The organism is Agrococcus sp. SCSIO52902 (genome assembly GCF_022983135.1).
In the GTDB taxonomy this organism is placed as follows: domain Bacteria; phylum Actinomycetota; class Actinomycetes; order Actinomycetales; family Microbacteriaceae; genus Agrococcus; species Agrococcus sediminis.
Genome location: NZ_CP095269.1, coordinates 1,687,414 through 1,704,437 on the forward strand (window position 1 = coordinate 1,687,414; position 17,024 = coordinate 1,704,437).

19 protein-coding genes are annotated in these 17,024 nt (G+C 73.7%); 13 read left to right on the forward strand and 6 right to left on the reverse strand.

Going from position 1 to position 17,024, the window contains the following annotated elements; translation table 11 throughout:
* Genes MU522_RS08365 through MU522_RS08415 form a run of 11 tightly spaced genes read left to right on the forward strand, consistent with a single transcriptional unit; the run spans position 1 to position 9,829 of the window.
* Positions 1-756, forward strand: coding sequence for an ABC transporter ATP-binding protein (locus tag MU522_RS08365; protein ID WP_128190628.1), 756 nt, complete (start codon positions 1-3; stop codon positions 754-756).
* Complete coding sequence (locus MU522_RS08370) at positions 753-1,460, forward strand: ABC transporter ATP-binding protein (RefSeq protein WP_246990597.1); 708 nt, start codon at positions 753-755, stop codon at positions 1,458-1,460. Before MU522_RS08365 ends, MU522_RS08370 begins: the two co-directional genes overlap by 4 nt.
* A complete protein-coding gene (locus MU522_RS08375) occupies positions 1,457-2,335 on the forward strand; it encodes a branched-chain amino acid ABC transporter permease (protein WP_146357137.1) in 879 nt (292 codons plus the stop codon). Before MU522_RS08370 ends, MU522_RS08375 begins: the two co-directional genes overlap by 4 nt.
* 9 nt (positions 2,336-2,344) lie before the next feature.
* Positions 2,345-3,454 carry a branched-chain amino acid ABC transporter permease gene (locus MU522_RS08380; protein WP_348645592.1) on the forward strand — a complete coding sequence of 370 codons (1,110 nt, stop codon included), beginning with the start codon at positions 2,345-2,347 and terminating at the stop codon, positions 3,452-3,454.
* A 4-nt stretch (positions 3,455-3,458) separates the two neighbouring features.
* A complete protein-coding gene (locus MU522_RS08385) occupies positions 3,459-5,012 on the forward strand; it encodes a class I adenylate-forming enzyme family protein (RefSeq protein ID WP_246990599.1) in 1,554 nt (517 codons plus the stop codon).
* Positions 5,009-5,716: a TetR/AcrR family transcriptional regulator gene (locus tag MU522_RS08390; RefSeq protein WP_246990600.1), complete on the forward strand. Its 708-nt coding sequence runs from the start codon at positions 5,009-5,011 to the stop codon at positions 5,714-5,716. The genes MU522_RS08385 and MU522_RS08390 overlap by 4 nt, the downstream gene beginning before the upstream one ends.
* Positions 5,713-6,459, forward strand: coding sequence for a 3-hydroxybutyrate dehydrogenase (locus MU522_RS08395; protein WP_246990601.1), 747 nt, complete (start codon positions 5,713-5,715; stop codon positions 6,457-6,459). Before MU522_RS08390 ends, MU522_RS08395 begins: the two co-directional genes overlap by 4 nt.
* A complete protein-coding gene (locus MU522_RS08400) occupies positions 6,456-7,388 on the forward strand; it encodes an alpha/beta hydrolase (RefSeq protein WP_246990602.1) in 933 nt (310 codons plus the stop codon). Before MU522_RS08395 ends, MU522_RS08400 begins: the two co-directional genes overlap by 4 nt.
* On the forward strand, positions 7,388-8,161 hold the full coding sequence (locus tag MU522_RS08405) for a CoA transferase subunit A (protein ID WP_246990603.1): 774 nt from the start codon (positions 7,388-7,390) through the stop codon (positions 8,159-8,161). Before MU522_RS08400 ends, MU522_RS08405 begins: the two co-directional genes overlap by 1 nt.
* 1 nt (position 8,162) lies before the next feature.
* Positions 8,163-8,792 (forward strand): CoA transferase subunit B, encoded by a 630-nt coding sequence (locus tag MU522_RS08410; protein ID WP_128190443.1) that lies wholly within the window; start codon positions 8,163-8,165, stop codon positions 8,790-8,792.
* A complete protein-coding gene (locus tag MU522_RS08415) occupies positions 8,789-9,829 on the forward strand; it encodes an alpha/beta hydrolase (RefSeq protein ID WP_246990604.1) in 1,041 nt (346 codons plus the stop codon). The genes MU522_RS08410 and MU522_RS08415 overlap by 4 nt, the downstream gene beginning before the upstream one ends.
* Positions 9,830-10,088: 259 nt before the next feature.
* On the opposite strand, the gene MU522_RS08420 is transcribed toward MU522_RS08415, so the two are convergent.
* The 4 genes from MU522_RS08420 to MU522_RS08435 form a co-directional block, all read right to left on the reverse strand.
* The gene (locus MU522_RS08420; RefSeq protein WP_246990605.1) at positions 10,089-11,006 is read right to left on the reverse strand and encodes a glycine betaine ABC transporter substrate-binding protein; all 918 of its coding nucleotides are present in this window, start codon (positions 11,004-11,006) and stop codon (positions 10,089-10,091) included.
* A 65-nt stretch (positions 11,007-11,071) separates the two neighbouring features.
* On the reverse strand, positions 11,072-12,025 hold the full coding sequence (locus MU522_RS08425; RefSeq protein WP_246990606.1) for an ABC transporter permease subunit: 954 nt from the start codon (positions 12,023-12,025) through the stop codon (positions 11,072-11,074).
* Positions 12,015-13,334 (reverse strand): glycine betaine/L-proline ABC transporter ATP-binding protein, encoded by a 1,320-nt coding sequence (locus MU522_RS08430; protein ID WP_246990607.1) that lies wholly within the window; start codon positions 13,332-13,334, stop codon positions 12,015-12,017. The genes MU522_RS08425 and MU522_RS08430 overlap by 11 nt, the downstream gene beginning before the upstream one ends.
* Before the next feature lie 317 nt (positions 13,335-13,651).
* Positions 13,652-14,290 carry an exonuclease domain-containing protein gene (locus tag MU522_RS08435; RefSeq protein WP_246990608.1) on the reverse strand — a complete coding sequence of 213 codons (639 nt, stop codon included), beginning with the start codon at positions 14,288-14,290 and terminating at the stop codon, positions 13,652-13,654.
* A 69-nt stretch (positions 14,291-14,359) separates the two neighbouring features.
* Here MU522_RS08435 and MU522_RS08440 point away from each other — a divergent pair, with 69 nt between their 5' ends.
* Complete coding sequence (locus MU522_RS08440; protein WP_246990609.1) at positions 14,360-14,713, forward strand: SseB family protein; 354 nt, start codon at positions 14,360-14,362, stop codon at positions 14,711-14,713.
* Here MU522_RS08440 and MU522_RS08445 read toward each other — a convergent pair.
* Positions 14,710-15,168: a DUF3515 domain-containing protein gene (locus MU522_RS08445; protein ID WP_146357159.1), complete on the reverse strand. Its 459-nt coding sequence runs from the start codon at positions 15,166-15,168 to the stop codon at positions 14,710-14,712. The two genes, MU522_RS08440 and MU522_RS08445, sit on opposite strands and share 4 nt — an antisense overlap.
* 78 nt (positions 15,169-15,246) lie before the next feature.
* Here MU522_RS08445 and thiL point away from each other — a divergent pair, with 78 nt between their 5' ends.
* Positions 15,247-16,257 carry a thiamine-phosphate kinase gene (gene thiL, locus MU522_RS08450; RefSeq protein WP_246990610.1) on the forward strand — a complete coding sequence of 337 codons (1,011 nt, stop codon included), beginning with the start codon at positions 15,247-15,249 and terminating at the stop codon, positions 16,255-16,257.
* Positions 16,258-16,378: 121 nt separating this feature from the next.
* Here thiL and rsmD read toward each other — a convergent pair whose 3' ends face one another.
* A complete protein-coding gene (gene rsmD / locus MU522_RS08455) occupies positions 16,379-16,951 on the reverse strand; it encodes a 16S rRNA (guanine(966)-N(2))-methyltransferase RsmD (protein ID WP_246990611.1) in 573 nt (190 codons plus the stop codon).
* Positions 16,952-17,024 lie beyond the last annotated feature (73 nt).

The following is a 17,024-nucleotide window of genomic DNA, read 5'->3' on the forward strand; positions in this document are numbered from 1 at the left end:
ATGGAAGACCGATCCGCGCTCGTCCTGGACGCCGTCGGCCTGCAGATCGGGGGCGCGCGCATCCTGCACGACGTCTCGTTCGAGGTCGCGACCGGTGAGATGGTCGGGGTCATCGGCCCCAACGGCGCGGGCAAGACCACGCTGTTCAACGTCATCTCGGGTGTGCTCATCCCCACGAGCGGCCGCGTGCTGCTCGCAGGGAAGGACGTCACCAGCCGCAAGGTGCACCAGCGGGCGCGGGTCGGTCTCGGCCGCACCTTCCAGACCTCCAGCGTCTTCCCGGGCCTCAGCGCCCGCGAGAACGTGCGCCTCGCGGCGCAGTCGAAGCTCGGCGGCGCGACGAGCCCGTGGCGCATGCCGCGGGCCGGCGACGAGGCCACCGCGGTGGCGATGCGCTGCCTCGACGAGGTCGAGCTCGCGCACCACGCGGGCACCGACGCCGGCGTGCTCTCGCACGGCGACAAGCGCAAGCTCGAGATCGCGATGCTCCTCGCGACCGAGCCCGAGGTGGTGCTCCTCGACGAGCCCATGGCGGGCGTCGGCTCCGGCGACGTCGCCGGGCTCGTCGAGGTCATCCGCCGGCTGCACCGCTCCGGCCGCACGGTGCTCATGGTCGAGCACCACATGGAGGTGCTGCTCGGCCTCGTCGACCGGGTCGCGGTCATGCACCACGGCGAGCTGCTCGCCATCGACACGCCCAAGGCCGTCATGGCCGACACCGCCGTCCAGCAGGCCTACCTCGGGGAGACCGTGTGACCGCCATCCTGTCCGTCCGCGGCCTCGAGGCCCGGATCGCCGGCCAGCAGGTCGTCGAGGACGTCTCCTTCGACGTGGCCGCCCACGGCGTCACCGCGCTCCTCGGCCGCAACGGCGTCGGCAAGTCGTCGACGATCAAGGCGCTGCTCGGCCTGTACGAGCGCACGGGCGAGGTGACCTTCGACGGCGAGCGCATCGACCGGCTGCTCACGCACCGCATCGTGCAGCGCGGCATCGCCTACGTGCCCGAGGACCGCGAGGTGTTCGGCGGCCTCACCGTGGAGGAGAACCTGCGGCTCGCCGAGCGCGGCGGCGCCCCGAACCGGGGGATCGTCGGCGAGCTCTTCCCCGAGCTCCTCCAGCGCGCGAAGCAGCAGGCGGGCACGCTCTCGGGCGGTCAGCAGCAGATGGTCTCGCTCTCGCGCGCGCTCATGAACGACAACCGGCTGCTGCTCGTCGACGAGCCCACCAAGGGCCTCGCGCCGCTCATCGTCGGTACCGTGACGAAGGCGCTCGAGGCCGCGGCCGAGCGCACGCCCATGCTGCTCGTCGAGCAGAACCTGCAGGTGGTGCGCGCGCTCGCCCACACCGTGGTCGTGCTCTCGGGCGGCCGCGTCGTGCACACGGGCCCCGCATCCGAGTTCCTCGACTCCGACCTCGTGCACCGGCACCTCGGCGTCTCGACCGACCAGGAGGCAGCGTGAGCACCGTCCTGCTCCTGCTCATCACCGGCGTCGGCCTCGGCGCCCTCTACTTCCTCGTCGCGAGCGGCCTCTCGCTCATCTACGGCCTGATGGGCGTGCTGAACTTCGCCCACGGCTCGTTCCTCACGCTCGCGGGCTTCCTGGGCTGGGAGGTCGGCCGCCGCGTCGGCGACGGCAGCTGGGGCGGGCTGCTCGTCGGCATGCTCGTGGGCCTCGTGGTCGGCGCGCTCGTGGCCGCGATCACCGAGCTCGTCTTCATCCGGCCGCTCTACAACCGCCACATCGAGCAGGTGCTCGTCACCGTCGGCCTCGGCCTCGCCTCGGTCGCGCTCTTCGAGGGCATCTGGGGCACCGATCCGATCCAGATCCGGCTGCCGGAGTGGCTCGGCGGCACGACCGACGTGCTCGGCGCGAACATCCCGAACGACCGCTGGCTGCTCATCGGCACCGCGGCCGTCGTGCTCGTGCTCATCGTGCTGTTCCTGCAGCGCACGAGCTACGGCCTCGTCATCCGCGCCGGCGTCGAGAACCGCACGATGGTCACCGCGCTCGGCATCGACGTGCGCCGCGCCTTCACGATCGTCTTCGCCATCGGCGGCGCGGCCGCGGGCCTCGGCGGCGTGCTCGCCTCCGTCTACTACGGCCAGGTGGGCGCCCACCAGGGCACGTCGCTCCTCATCTACGCGTTCATCGTCACCGTCATCGGCGGCCTCGGCTCCCTCACGGGCGCGGCCATCGCCTCCGTGCTCGTGGCCGTCATCCAGCAGTTCGCGAACTTCTACCTCGGCGGCACCGGCGACATCGCCATCGTGCTCGCGCTCGCCGCGGTGCTGCTCGTCCGACCGACCGGCCTCATGGGCAAGGTCACGCACTAGGAGCGGATGATGCGCACATTCCTGCAGTCCACGTGGGGCCGGCTCGCGGTCGGCGCGGCCGTGGTCGTGGCGGCGGCGATCCTGCCGCTGCTCGCCATCGACATCCCGGGCGTCCTCCCCGGGCCCACCTACACGCCCGGCACGCTCACGGTGCTCGCCTACGCGATGCTCATCGCCGCGCTCGCGCTCAGCTACCACCTCATCTTCGGCGTGGCGGGGATGCTCTCGTTCGGCCACGCGATGTTCTTCGCCGCGGGCGCGTACGGGCTCGGCATCATCCTGCGGCTGCTCGCGCCGACGGGCATGCCGAGCGAGGCGGTCTTCCTGCTCGCGATCGTGCTGACGCTCGTGATCGCGCTCGTGCTCGGCAACCTCGTCGGCGCGCTCGCGCTGCGGGTGACCGGCATCTCGTTCGCGATGGTGACGCTCGCGGTCGCGCAGGCGATGAACGTCATGATCCGCCGCAACGTCGGCGGGCTCACGGGCGGCGAGGAGGGCGTGACGCTCGAGGTCGACGTCGTGCCCGACTTCCTCGTCGGCGTCGTCAACACGCGCAACCTCTACTGGATGGCGCTCGCGATCCTCGTGCTCGTCTACCTCGCGTGCGTGTGGGTCGAGCGCTCGCGCCTCGGCCACGTGGTCGCCGCGGCGCGCGAGAACGAGCTGCGCGTGACGGTGCTGGGCCTGCGGCCCTACCTCGTGCGGCTGTTCGTCTTCGCAGCAGCCGCCGTGCTCGCGGCGGTCGCCGGCATGGGGTTCATGATGCTGCAGTCGAGCGCGACGCCGCGCATCTCGACGAGCGACTTCACGCTCACGCTGCTCGTCATCGTCGTGCTCGGCGGCGTCGGCTACCGCTGGGGCGCGATCGTCGGCGGCATCATCTACACGCTGCTCGACCAGCGGCTCGCGGCGCTCGCCTCGGCCGAGTGGATCCAGGGCCTGCCCGACGTGCTGCGCATCCCGCTGTCGGAGCCGCTGTTCATCCTCGGCATGCTGTTCGTGCTCGTCGTCATGTTCGCACCGGGTGGCATCGTCGGCCTCACGCACCGCGTGACGCGGCGGCGCGGCGGCCCGAACGACGCCGAGCAGCCCGCCGCGCTGCAGGACATGGAAGCCTAGGCGCATGGCGAGCAGGGCGACGATGCACGGCGAGGCGACCCCGGGCGCGCTCACGCTCGGCCGCTGGACAACCGACCGTGCCGCGACCGGCCCGTCCCGGCCGGCGATCGTCGACCGCGGCGTGACCGTCTCGTACGGCGAGCTCGAGGCGCGCGCGACGGCGCTCGCCCACGCGCTCGCCGAGGCCGGGCACGGCCGCGGCGCCCGCATCGCCACGGTCACGGGCTCCACCGCCGACCAGGTGGTGCTGCTGTTCGCGTGCGCCAAGGCCGGCGCGATGCTCGTGCCGCTGTCGTGGCGGCTCACCGCGCGCGAGCTCGCCGAGCAGCTGCGCATCGCCGACCCCTCGCTGCTGCTCGTCGAGGACGACCACCGGCCCGTCGCCGAGGCCGCGCTCGAGCGCCTCGGCGACCACGGCATCCGCACGACCGCGCTCGGCGCCGCCGGCGCCGAGTCGCACGTGCCGGATGCGTCGGCGCCCGCCGAGCGGGCGGCCTGCGGTGCGGTGCAGGACGACGACGGCCTGCTCATGCTCTTCACCTCGGGCACCACGAGCGCGCCGAAGGCGGTCGTGCTCAGCCACGCCAACTGCGCCTGGGCCAACCTGTCGCTCTCGCGCGCGACGCCGATGACGCCCGACGACGTCGTGCTGCAGGTGCTGCCGCAGCACCACGTGGCGGGCTGGAACATCCAGCCGCTGCTCGCCTGGTGGGTGGGCGCGCAGGTCGTGCTCGAGCGCACCTTCGACGCGGGGCGCGCGCTCGCGCTCATCGAGCGGCACCGCGTCACCGCGACGATGGGGGTGCCGACGACGTTCCGCTCGCTCATCCAGCACCCCGACTTCGCGGTGCGCGACCTGTCGAGCCTGCGCACCGCCGTCGTCGGCGGCGGCATGCTCGACCCGCGCGCCGTCGAGGAGCTCGCGCGCCGCGGCGTGCCCGTGCAGCAGGGCTACGGGCTCACCGAGGCCGCGCCGAACGTCACGATCGCGCGCGACGCCTCCGACGCCGGCACCGTCGGCCGCCCCTACCCGCACGTGGACCTCGCGCTGCTCGTCGACGGGCGCGTCGTGCACGGCGCCGGCACCGGCGAGCTGCTCGTGCGGGGGCCCGCGGTCTTCCAGGGCTACTTCCGCGACCCCGAGGCGACCGCCGCGGCGACGCTCGGGCCGTGGCTGCGCACCGGCGACCTCGTCGAGCGCGACCCGGCCGGCCGCATCCGCATCGTCGACCGCGTGAAGGACATCGTGCGCTCGGGCGGCGAGTCGATCGCGCCCATCGAGGTCGAGCTCGCGCTGCTCGAGCACCCGGCCGTCGCCGACGCCGCCGTCGCCGGCGTGCCGAGCGAGCGGTGGGGCGAGGAGCTCGTCGCGTGGCTCGTACTCGCCGAGCCCGCCGACGAGCGGTCGCTGCGCGACCACCTCGACGGGCGCCTCGCGGGCTTCAAGCACCCGAAGCGCTTCCTCGAGGTCGGTCAGATCCCGCGCACCACGAGCGGCAAGCCGCTGCGCCGGGCGCTCATCGCCGCCGCGCAGGCCGAGCGGGCGGAGGCGCGATGAACGAGCCGAGGACGAAGCGCGGCGAGCAGACGAAGGCGAAGCTGCTCGCGGCGGCCGAGGCCGTCTTCTCCGAGCAGGGCTACCAGGCGGCCTCGATCTCGCGCATCACCGAGCGCGCGAAGGTGGCGCAGGGCACCTTCTACCTGTACTTCGAGTCGAAGCTCGACCTGTTCGAGCAGCTCGTCGACGACCTCAACCGCCGCGTGCGGAAGGCCATGAGCGACGGCGCCGCCCGCGGCGCCAACCGTGCCGAGGCCGAGCGCGAGGGCTTCCGCGAGTTCTTCGCCTTCACCGCCGAGCACCCGGCACTCTACCGCGTGGTGCGCGAGGCCGAGTACGTCTCGCCCGGCGCGATGCGCAGCCACTACGAGCGCATCGTCGAGGGCTACCGCGAGGGCCTCGAACGGGCCCGTGCGAACGGCGAGATCGGCGACGTCGACCCGGAGGTCGCCGCATGGGCGCTCATGGGCGTCGGCGAGATGATCGGGATGCGGTACGTGCTCTGGCCGACGGCCGAGTCGGGTCCCTACGGCTCCGGCGCGACGCCCGTGCCCGACCACGTGTTCGACGAGATGGTGGCGTTCGTGCAGCGCGCGCTCGGCACCGCACCGCCCGCTCGCGCAGCAGCCGCGCGAGCGGGCCGCACGCCCGCCACCGCAAGCCACCCCGCCGCGACCGCGGCGCACACCGAGGAGGACGCATGAGCACACTCGAGGGCCGCAGGGCCGTGATCACCGGCGGCGCCGCCGGCATCGGCGCCGCGATGGCGCGCTCGTTCGCCGAGGAGGGCGCGCACGTCGTCGTCGCCGACCGCGACGGCGCCGCAGCCGACGCGCTCGCGCGAGAGATCGGCGGCGAGGCGTGGGAGGTCGACCTGCTCGACGTCGCCTCGCTCGAGTCCCTCGAGCTGCGAGCCGACATCCTCGTGAACAACGCCGGCATCCAGCGCGTCGCGCCGATCGAGGAGTTCGAGCCCGAGATGTGGCGACGCATCCACACGCTCATGCTCGAGGCGCCCTTCCTGCTCATCCGCGCGGCGCTGCCGGGCATGTACGAGCGCGGCTTCGGCCGCATCATCAACCTCTCGAGCGTGCACGGCATCCGCGCCTCCGCCTTCAAGTCGGCCTACGTCGCCGCCAAGCACGGGCTCGAGGGCCTGTCGAAGGTGACCGCGCTCGAGGGCGGCCCGCACGGCGTCACCTCGAACTGCATCAACCCCGGCTACGTGCGCACGGGCCTCGTCGAGTCGCAGGTCGCCGACCAGGCGAAGCGCCACGGCATCCCCGAGAGCGAGGTGCTCGAGAAGGTCATGCTCACCGAGGCCGCGATCAAGCGGCTCGTCGAGCCCGAGGAGGTCGCGTCGCTCGCGACCTGGCTCGCCGGCCCGCACGCGGGCATGGTCACCGGCACCTCCTACGTCATGGACGGCGGGTGGAGCGCCCGATGACGACCGCCGCCACCGAGGCGCCGCTGCGGCTGCCCGTCGCGGGCGGCGAGCTCGTCGGGACCCTGTGGCGGGCGGATGCGACGGGCATGCCCGTCGTCGCCGTCCACGGGATCACGGCGAACCACCGCTCCTTCTCGTCCCTCGCAGCCCGGGTCGACGGCCCGCTGCTCGCGGTCGACCTGCGCGGCCGCGGCGGCTCGCGAGCGCTGCCGGGCCCCTACGGCCTCGAGCAGCACGCCGAGGACGTCGCCGCCGCGATGACCGCCGCCGGCATCGAGCGCGCGATCGTCGTCGGCCACTCGATGGGCGCGTACGTCGCGGTGCGCCTCGCCGACGCGCACCCCGAGCGCGTCGCCTCGCTCGTGCTCGTCGACGGCGGCCTGCCGCTGCGCCCCGCGCCCGCAGGCGAGGAGCGCAGCCCCGAGGAGGTGCTCGGCCCGGCCATCGACCGGCTGCGCATGACGTTCCCCTCCGGCGACGCGTACCGCGACTTCTGGCGCGAGCACCCCGCCTTCGGCCCCTACTGGAGCGCGGCGATCGAGGAGTACGTCGACTACGACCTCGTGCCCGTCGACGCGCACGCCGAGGTCGACGCAGGGCTCCGGCCCTCCGCGAACCCCGACGCGGTGGTCGCGAACCTCGTCGAGCTCGACGGCCGCGGCGGCTACGTCGAGGCCCTCGAGTCGCTCGCGGTGCCGACCGTGCTGCTGCGCAGCCCGCGCGGCCTCTTCGACGAGGCTCCCGGCCTCTACGATGACGAGTGGCTCGCGACGTGGAGGTCGCGGCTGCCCGAGCTCGAGGTCCGGGACATCCCGGGCACGAACCACTACACGATCCTGCTGGGCGCGGGCGTGGATGCGGTGGCCGACGCGGTCGCCGAGGCCGCGCGCGCCGCCGGCGCACCCGCGCAGCAGAGAGAGGGACGCTGATGGCGATCGACAAGACCTACGCGTCCGCGGCCGAGGCGGTCGCGGACATCCCCGACGGAGCGATCCTCGCGGTCGGCGGCTTCGGCCTCTCCGGCAACCCGATGGAGCTCATCCGCGCCCTCGAGGCGCGCGGCGTGACGGGCCTCAAGGTGGTCTCGAACAACTGCGGCGTCGACGACTGGGGGCTCGGCCTGCTGCTGCGCAACGGGCAGATCGACAAGATGACCTCGTCCTACGTCGGCGAGAACAAGGAGTTCGAGCGCCGCTACCTCACGGGTGAGCTCGAGCTCGAGCTCACGCCCCAGGGCACGCTCGCCGAGAAGCTGCGCGCCGGCGGCTCCGGCATCGCCGCGTTCTACACGCGCACGGGCGTCGGCACGCAGGTCGCCGAGGGCGGCCTGCCGCAGCTCTACAACGCCGACGGCACGGTCGCGAAGGCCTCCGAGCCGAAGCCCACGGCGACGTTCGACGTCGACGGCGAGCCGCAGGAGTTCGTGCTCGAGGAGGCCATCACGACCGACTTCGCGCTCGTCCACGCGCTGCGCGGGGACCGGCACGGCAACCTCGTCTTCAACAAGGCCGCCCGGCAGTTCTCGCCGCCCGCGGCGATGGCGGGCCGCATCTGCATCGCGCAGGTCGAGGAGCTCGTCGAGCCGGGCGAGATCGACCCGGATGCCGTGCACCTGCCCGGCGTGTTCGTGCACCGGATCGTCGAGGTCGGCACGGGCATCGAGAAGCGCATCGAGCGCCGCACGGTTCGAGAGGAGTCCTGACATGGCACTGACCCGCAACCAGATGGCCGCGCGCGCGGCCGAGGAGCTCGAGGACGGCATGTACGTCAACCTCGGCATCGGGCTGCCCACGCTCGTGCCGAACTACGTGCCCGACGACGTCACCGTCGTGCTGCAGAGCGAGAACGGCATCCTCGGCGTCGGCCCGTACCCGACCGAGGACGCGGTCGACCCCGACCTCATCAACGCCGGCAAGGAGACCGTCACGACGCTGCCGGGCACGTCGTTCTTCGACTCGGCGACGTCGTTCGCGATGATCCGCGGCGGCAAGATCGACGCCGCGATCCTCGGCGCGATGCAGGTCTCGGCCTCGGGCGACATCGCCAACTGGATGATCCCCGGCAAGATGGTGAAGGGCCCGGGCGGCGCGATGGACCTCGTGCACGGCGCCGCGAAGGTGATCGTGCTCATGGAGCACGTCGCGAAGGACGGCTCGGCGAAGATCGTCGACGAGTGCTCGCTGCCGCTCACGGGCAAGGGCGTCGTCGACCGCATCATCACCGACCTCGCCGTGCTCGACGTGACGCCGGAGGGGCTGCGGCTCGTCGAGCTGGCCCCGGGCGTGACGCTCGACGAGGTGCGCGAGAAGACCGAGCCCGAGGTGCTGGCGTGACGACCCTGCTGGAGGGCATCGAGCAGCAGGTCGTCCGCACCGACCGCCTGCGCGCATCCGTCCTCCGCCACGGCGGCGTCGGCCGGCCCGTCGTGCTCGTGCACGGCAACGTCTCGTCGTCGTCGTTCTTCCAGCCGCTCATGCTCGCGCTGCCGCGACCGACGGTCGCGATCGACCTGCGCGGCTACGGCGACAGCGAGGCGCTCCCGGTCGACGCGACGCGCGGCCTGCGCGACTTCGCCGACGACGTCGCGTCGGTGCTCGACGCGATGGGCGTCGCCGACGCGCACCTGCTCGGGTGGTCGATGGGCGGCGGGGTCGTGATGCAGCTCATGCTCGACCGGCCCGACCTCATCCGCTCGGTGACGCTCATGGCGCCGGTGCCGCCGCAGGGCTTCGGCACCCGGCTCGACGGCACGCTGTGCACGCCCGACGGGGCGGGCACGGGCGGGCTCGCGGCGAACCCCGACTTCATCGCGCGCCTCGCGGCGGGCGACACGACCGACGACGAGCCGACGAGCCCCCGGAGCGTCTTCCGCAGCTCGTACGTCGCCCCCGGGTTCTCCGACGACCACGAGGACCTCTGGGTCGAGTCGATGCTCTCGACGCGCACGGGCGAGGGCAACCAGCCCGGCGACGGCACGGCGTCGGATGCGTGGCCGGGCTTCGCGGCCGGCGGTCGCGGCGTGCTGAACACGATGTCGGGCGTGCACCTCGACCTCACCGGCATCGTCGACCTCGAGCGGAAGCCGGCGATCCTGTGGATCCGCGGAGCGCACGACGCGATCGTGGGCGACGAGTCGTTCTTCGACCTCAACACGCTCGGCAAGCACGGCATCGTGCCGGGCTGGCCGGGGGAGGAGGCGGCGCCGCCGCAGCCGATGGTGTCGCAGACGCGCGCGGTGCTCGACGCGTACGCGGCGAAGGGCGGCTGGTATCAGGAGGTCGTCTTCGAGCACGCGGGCCACTCGCCGCACCTCGAGGACCCGGAGCGGTTCCGGCAGCTGCTGCTCGCGCACGTGACCGCGAACGACTGACCGCCCCTCGCTGGTCGAGCCGTCGGCCGCAGGCCGACGAGTCGAGACCACCCCTTCCCGTTGGTCGAGCCGTCGGCCGCAGGCCGACGAGTCGAGACCACCCCTTCCCGTTGGTCGAGCCGTCGGCCGCAGGCCGACGAGTCGAGACCACCCCTTCCCGTTGGTCGAGCCGTCGGCCGCAGGCCGACGAGTCGAGACCACCCGCCCAGGCACGACGAAGGGGCCGCCCCCACCCGGGAGCGGCCCCTCCGCCGTCACGTCACTCGCCCGCGGTGAGCGAGTCCACGTACTCCTGGTTCTCGGCGATCCACGCGTCGACGATCTCGGGGAAGTCGTCGGAGTCGGCGTCGCTGTTGAACATCTCGTTCTCGAGCGAGAAGAGCAGCTGGGAGTCCATCGTGAACGCCTGCAGCCACTCGGTGAGCTGCGGGAAGTCCTCCTCGAAGCCGGCGCGGGCGATCGAGTGGATGCCCTCCGCGGCGCCGAGCGTGCCCTCCGGGTCCTCGAGGTCGCGGATGGGGAACTCGTCGTAGGCCCAGTGCGGGCGCCACAGCGTGACCACGATGTTCTCGCCGGCGTCGATCGCGCCGCTCAGCTCGGCCAGCATTGCCGGCGTCGACGAGGTCGTGAACTCCATGCCCTCGAGCCCGTAGGTGGGGATGACGGAGTCCTGGGTCGCCGCGGTGAGGCCGGCGCCCGGCTCGATGCCGACGATGCGGTTGCCGAAGGCGTCGGCGTTCTCGGCGAGCTCCTCGATCGAGGTGATCGGCGCGTCCTCGTTGACGGCGAGGGTCAGCACCGCGTCGTCGTTCCACGAGCCGAGGTCGACGAGGTCGTCGCCGAACTCCTCCATGTACGACGCGTGGGTCATCGGCAGCCAGCCGTCGAGCGTGACGTCGTAGTCGCCGCCGGCGACGCCGGCGAACACGGGCCCGGCGTCGGCGTACTCGAGCTCGACGTCGTAGCCCTCCTCCTCGAGGATCGCGGCCCACAGGTAGGAGACGGCCTCGCCCTCGTGCCAGCCGTTGAAGACGCCGATCGTGAGGTCGGTCTGGTCGGCGGTGGCGGTCGCGTCGCCCTCGGGCGCCTCCGCCTCGGCCCCTCCCGCCGAGCACCCGGCCAGGGCCAGGGCTCCGACGGCGGCGACGGCCGCGCCGCGGATGAATCGCTTGTGCATGCTGTGTCCTCTCTCGTTCCGTGTCATTCGTCCGTCGGCGGCCGCGGGCTGCGGTCGCCGAAGTCTCATCGCCCGGTCAGGGCGGCCGGGTCGGTCTCGGCGGCCGCCGGGGCGACCGTGCCGGTTGCAGGCGTCGGCGCGCCCGCGGCCGCGGCGCGGCGCGAGCGCAGCCTCGCGAGCGGGCTGTGCCGCTGCAGGCTGCCGAGCGCGTTCGTGAGCCGGTCGAGGATGATCGCGAGGATCACCACCGACAGGCCGGCCTCGAAGCCGAGCCCCACGTCGATGCGCTGCAGCGCCTGGACGATGTCCTGGCCGAGCCCGCCGGCGCCGACCATCGCGGCGATCACCACCATCGACAGCGACAGCATGATGATCTGGTTGACGCCGGTCATGATCGTCGGCAGCGCGAGCGGCAGCTGGATCTGCCGCAGGATGCGCCCGGGCGACGCGCCGAACGCGGCGCCCGCCTCGACGATCTCGCGGTCGACGCCGCGGATGCCGAGCTCGGTGAGCCGCACGCCGGGTGCCATCGCGAACGCGATGGTCGCGATGATGCCGGGCACGACGCCGATGCCGAACAGGATGATCGCGGGGATCAGGTAGACGAAGGCGGGCATCGTCTGCAGGAAGTCGAGGATCGGGCGCACGATCGCCGACACGGTGTCGGAGCGCGCGGCCCAGATGCCGAGCGGGATCGCGATGAGCAGCGCGAAGAGCGCCGCGACCACCGTGAGCGCGAGGGTGCCCATCGCGTTGTCCCACTGGTCGACGAGCACGACGACCAGCAGCCCCACCACGGTGCCGACGCCCATCCGCCACCCGCGCACCGCGAAGGCGACGACGCCCAGGATCGCGATCATGACGAGCGCGGGCGGCTCGGTGAAGGCGACCTCGGCGGCCTCGAACAGGCCGAGCACGATCGTGCGGATCAGGTCGAAGAGCACCGAGAGGTTGGCGGTGATCCATTCGACGCCGGTCTCGACCCATGCCCCGAGCGGCAGGCGGACGTCATCGAGCATCGGACACCTCCTGCGTGTCGTCGAGGGTCTGGGCGACGAGCCGCGGGTCGACCGCCGGGGGCAGGTCCACGATCGCGAGCTCGGAGGTGTCGGTGGGCACGTTGCCGAGCGCCGCGAGCAGCATCACCCGCGGGATCACGCCGAGCAGCCGGCCGCCGTCGCCGACGACGGCGAGCGGCAGGCCGCTCGTGATGGCGAGCTCTGGCAGGTCGGCGAGGCTCGTGTCGGGGCCGACGCGGTGCACGTCGGCGTCGACGAGCGCGGCGAGGTCGCGGTCGCCGCGCTGCACCGCCCGCAGCACCTCCCGGTCGCGCACCGCGCCGAGCACGGTGCGGCCGGGGCCGGTGACGAGCAGCGTCGACGACTGCACGTCGCGCAGCGCCTTGAGCGCGCCGCGCGGACCGACGGTGAGGGGCACGGATGCGGCGGGCGGCTCCATCACGCTCGCGGCGGTGAGCACGCGGGTGCGGTCGACGTCCTGCACGAACTGCGCCACGTAGTCGTTGGCCGGGTCGGTGAGGATCTCCTCGGGGCTGCCGATCTGCACGATGCGGCCGTCGCGCATGACGGCGATGCGGTCGCCGAGGAACATCGCCTCGTTGAGGTCGTGCGTGATGAAGACGATCGTCTTGCCGAGCTCGGCCTGCAGCTCGACGAGCTGCTCCTGCATCTCGCGGCGGATGAGCGGGTCGAGGGCGCTGAACGCCTCGTCCATGAGCAGCACGGGGGTGTCGGCGCACAGCGCGCGGGCGATGCCGACGCGCTGCTGCATGCCGCCGGAGAGCTCGCTCGGCAGGCGCTCCTCCCAGCCGGCGAGGCCGACGCGGTCGACGACGCGGCGGGCGAGCTCGAGGCGGCGGTCGCGATCGACGCCCTGGATCTCGAGGCCGTAGGCGACGTTCTCGAGCACCGTCCGGTGCGGCAGCAGCGCGAAGTGCTGGAACACCATCGACACCTGCGACCGCCGCACCGCGCGCAGCCGGCGCGGCTCGATGCCGGTGACGGGCTGGCCGTCGACCTCGACCGAGCCGCGCGTGGCGTCGAGCAGGCCGTTCAGCATGCGGATGAGCGTGGACTTGCCGGAGCCCGAGAGCCCCATCACCACGAAGATCTCGCCGCGGCGCACCTCGAACGATGCGTCGATGACGGCCGCGGTGCCGAGCTTCGCGACCTCGTCGCGGCTCGCGCCCTCCGCCAGCCGGTCGGCGGCCTCGCCGGCGCGCCGTCCGAACACCTTGGTCAGATGCTCGACGCGCACGGCGATGTCGTCGGCGACGGTCTCGTCGCCGGTCACGCGCGGTTCGCTCATGTCGCTCCTGTCGCGCCCCGGAGGGTGTTCAGTCGAGGACGGGTGCAGCCGCGCGAGCGGTCGTTCGTCTGCCGTCGATCGCTGACGAGAGGTCGGCGAAGCGGCACCATACGCTCGCCGGCAGGAGTGCTGCCGGCGGTCGCGTCCGTGGGGGTCCGGGACGGTCTGGGGAACCGTCCGCGCTCTCCACGGTAGCCATGGCCAGAAGGTGGCGTTCGAGCTCGCGAGCCGGGATTCCGCGGGATTCCGCGAAGTCAGGGGGACAGGATCCGCCCGATCGTGATGCTTTCGTTATGGCCGAGAGGCGCTGGCGGCGCTCACTGCCACCAGGGGCGCTCGCGCTGGGCCGCCCGGCGCGACGCCGCGAGCTCCTCCATCTGCTCGTGCCGCTCGCCGATCTCGTGCACCGCCGAGGTGCAGCGCTGCACGAGCGACTCGAGGTCGTCGAGCTCGTGCCGCTTCGCCGCGCCGATCACGATCGCGGCGCACGCCTCGGCGTCGCCGGCGGCGTCGTGATGGCGGAAGTCGTCGAAGCCCGCCGCGAGCGCCGCGACCGGCAGCCGGTACGACTCGAGCGCGTACGTCTTGCGGGCGATGCGCAGCGAGTCGGTCCAGCGCATCTCGGGCACGGGCAGCCGCGCGGCCTTGGCCGCGGCGCGCATGACGCCCTTGTCGAAGCCGGCGTTGTGCGCGACGTAGACGTCGTCGCCGCCGAAGCCGAGGATGCGCTCCTGCACCTCGACCCAGTCGGGCGCACCGAGCACCTGGTGGGCCTGGATGCCGTGGATGCGCACGTTCCACTCCCAGAACTCGTCGTACGGGGCCGTGGGGCGGATGAGCGTGGCGAAGCGGTCGACGATGCGGCCGTCGCGCACCTTCACGAGGCCCACCGCGCAGGCGGAGGCGGCGTGGCCGTTGGCGGTCTCGAAATCGATCGCGGTGAAGTCGAGCGCCATGCCCCCAGTCTCCCAGAGGCCGCCGACACCGCCGGCCGCGCCGCGCATCCGTCTGCCACGATGGGAGCCATGGCCAACCCCACCCTCGACGTGCTGCGGGCGATCGACGCGACCGACCACGCGGGCGCCTGGGCGGTCGTGCGCGACGCCGAGCTCGTGGTGCCGGCGGTCGTCGAGAACCCCCGAGACCCGGGCTCCGGGCGCTTCCTCGTGCTGCCGCACGGCGACCTGCAGCTCGTCGTCGCGTTCACCGCGACGAGCCGCATCGGCGGCTTCGCGACGCGCACGCGCCGGCACCTGAGGATGACCGGTGCCGAGCTCGCGGCCGCGATCCCCGCGGGCCACGCGATCGTGCTCGACCCGGGCCACGACGACGGCCGCGTCTTCCTGCCCGACGTGCTCGCGGCCGACGCGCAGGGCTAGGTGCAGGCGCCCGTCTGCTCGAGGCGGTCGACGGCGCTCGAGAGCGACTCCAGGGCGGTGACGGCGCTCACGACGCCCGTGTCGATGACCACCTCGGCGGCGGGGGAGCGGCCGTAGCTGACGAAGGTCCAGACGTCCTCCTCCTGCGCCACCTCGAGCCAGTCCACGGCGCCCACCTGGATGCAGCGGCTCGCCGACGGCGCGGGCTCCGGCATGCCGCAGCGCAGCGTCACCGCGCTCGGGTCGCCGTAGGCGGCGGTGCCCTGCGCGGTGGTCTCGCGGCGGTCGAGCGGCTGGGGCAGGCTCGCGTCGCCGAGCTCCTCCGGGAGCGAGACGATCACGCTCGCGCACCCCGGATCGGCCGCGTCCTCGGCCGGCGGCAGCGACACCGAGCGGGCGCAGCCGGTCAGCGCGACGAGGGCCGCGGCAGCGGCGGCGAGGGGGAGCAGGCGCACCCGTCGAGCCTACCGAGCGCGCCTCGGCGCGGCCCATGCGCGGGGCGTCCCTCCGTGCGCGGCGGCTACCGTTGCGGCATGGACGACCCCACGCTGCACGAGGCGGGCGAGCTCGAGGCGCTGCGGCGCATCCTCCCGCTGCTGCCGGCGGGCGACACGACCGAGCTCGGCCCGGGCGACGACGCGGCGGTCGTGCGCGCCCCCGACGGCCGCGTCGTCGTCACGACCGACACGATGCTCGAGGGCGCCGACTTCCGGCTCGGCTGGTCGACGTGGCACGACCTCGGCTGGAAGGCCGTCGCGACCAACCTCATCGACGTCGCCGCGATGGGCGCGCGGCCCACGTCGCTCGTCGTGGCGCTCGCGGTGCCGCCGTCGACGCACGTGTCGTCGCTCGAGGACTTCGCCCGCGGCCTCGCCGACGCGGTCGCGTCGATGGCGCCCGGCTGCGGCGTCGTCGGCGGCGACCTCGGCACGGCCCCGCACGCGACGATCGCGGTGACGGCGTTCGGCGACCTCGGAGGTCGCGCGCCGGTGCTGCGCAGCGGCGCGAGGGAGGGGGATGCGGTGTGGTGCGTCGGCGGCCTGGGCCTCGCGGCCACGGGGCTGCGGCACCTCTTCGCGCAGGCCCTCGACGCGGCGGCGGAGCCGGTGCGCGCCGCCGCCGAGCGGCTCCGCGCGGGAGCCGACGGCGCGTCGATCGAGGCGCAGCTCGCGCCCGTCAGCCCGATCGCGGCGGGGACGCTGCTCGCCGACCTCGGCGCCACCGCGATGCTCGACGTCTCCGACGGCCTCGCGCTCGACGCCGCCCGCGTGGCCCGCGCATCCGGCGTGCGCATCGCGCTCGAGGCGGTGGCCGTCGCCCGGGCAGCGCCCGGCGCGAGCCTCGAGGCGGCGCTGCACGGTGGCGAGGACCACGCGCTGCTCGTCGCGCTGCCCGCCGGCGTGCGGCCGCCGGCCGAGCTCGGGGGCCACGCGGTGCGCCGCATCGGCGCCGTCGAGGCGCTCGCGGCCGACGAGCGGCCGGGCGTCACGCTCGACGGCGCTCCGCTCGCGCCGCGCGGCTGGGACCCCTACCGCGCCGGCTGACCCGCGGGCAGCACCCGCCCTGTCCCGCTTCCGGTACCCGATCGCGGGTCGAGCCCACCGGCATCCGCGATCCGGTACCGGAGACCGCTCGGCGCGCCCGCGACCGCAGCGGCAGCCGCCCTCAGCGGTCGCCCGGCTCGCCCGTCGTCGCGAGGAAGTGCAGCGTCGTGTCGCCGTAGTCGCGGGTGCGCTCGACCTCGAGGTCGCCGGGCAGGTCGAGCGGCCCGGCCCGCCGCGCCTGCTCGACCACCACGACGGCCGGGTGCTGCAGCAGCGGCGCGAGGTCGGCGAGCGTCGACGCGAGCTCGCCGCCGGGCAGCTCGTAGGGCGGGTCGATGAAGACGAGGTCGAACCGGCGGCCGGAGCGGTGCAGGTACTGCGCGACCGCCACCTGCTCGACGATCGCGTGCGCGGCGCCCGAGCGGGCGACCGACTCGGCGTTGCGCTGCGCGACCTTGGCGGCGGCGCGGTCGCGCTCCACGAGCACGACCGACTCGGCCCCGCGGCTCGCCGCCTCGAGCCCGAGCGCGCCCGAGCCGGCGTAGAGGTCGAGCACCCGCGCGCCGTCGCAGAGGCTCCGCGCGTCGAGCGCGCCGAACAGCGCCTCGCGCACGCGCTCCGACGTCGGCCGCGTGCCCCGCAGCGGCACGTGCAGCCGCACCCCGCCCGCGAGGCCCCCGATGATGCGCGTCATGCGGCCCATCCTCGCGCATCCGACCCCCGCCCGCGCTGGGCAGCCCCAGGCGGCGACGGGCTCTCCACGAGGG